This window comes from Vibrio sp. 2-2(8), from assembly GCF_963888495.1.
GTDB lineage: Bacteria > Pseudomonadota > Gammaproteobacteria > Enterobacterales > Vibrionaceae > Vibrio > Vibrio anguillarum.
This window is the reverse complement of sequence record NZ_CAWPJM010000046.1, coordinates 1-641: the sequence shown is the minus strand read 5'-3', so window position 1 is coordinate 641 and position 641 is coordinate 1. Positions and strand designations below refer to the sequence as shown.

1 protein-coding gene is annotated in these 641 nt (G+C 41.5%); it reads right to left on the bottom strand.

What is annotated here, in order from left to right; genetic code table 11:
* Window positions 1–118 precede the first annotated feature (118 nt).
* Window positions 119–601, bottom strand: a complete 483-nt coding sequence (locus AACV12_RS12830) for a MazG-related protein (RefSeq protein WP_170901638.1) — start codon at window positions 599–601, stop codon at window positions 119–121.
* Between the last annotated feature and the right edge of the window lie 40 nt (window positions 602–641).

Sequence of the window (641 nt, the reverse complement as noted above, 5' to 3'; positions counted from 1 at the left end):
TAACGCCCAATTAAGGGGTGAGCAACGCTACCACCCAACCTAACGCATTGTACCGTAAACACTAAAACTGAAGTAGAAGCAAAATGCCAAGCGTTGGGAATCCCTCTTAAATTGTTTGTTATGGCGCTGAACTTGAAGCTAGTTGTTGAATGTCAATTAGGTCTACTTCCCTGCCCAATATCCGCTTGTACTCTACCAATTGGTGGACTGGGATAACCTGTAATTCGATGCCTTGATAGCTTTTGACAACTGACTTTGAAAAGTCGATTTCCAGTTGATGCCACGAACCGTCCAACGATGACTGGATTTTTGTATTGAGAGCCAAGCCTATTTCAATTTTTTGATTTTGATAGACTAGCTGAAAATACTCTAAATCCCAGCCATATTCCGAGTAGTGAGTAAGCGGTTTAGAAATATACGGAGTAACGTGAGCAAGTATTTTATTTGCATCTGAGTTATGGATATAGAGATCAATATCTGCAATTTCACGACTACCACCATGAATTGTTGCCGCTAAACCACCGACAATTTGGTATTCGATACTCTCGGATTCCAAAAGACTTTTCAGCCAGTTCAAGGCTACTTTTACTTTCTCGCTCATATACTCCCTTAGCTGATTTTTGCCCTGCGCCATAACGCCC

Excerpts from the sequence above, each read along its gene's own strand:
- AACV12_RS12830 (WP_170901638.1), bottom strand. The coding sequence starts at position 601 with ATGAGCGAGAAAGTAAAAGTAGCCTTGAACTGGCTGAAAAGTCTTTTG.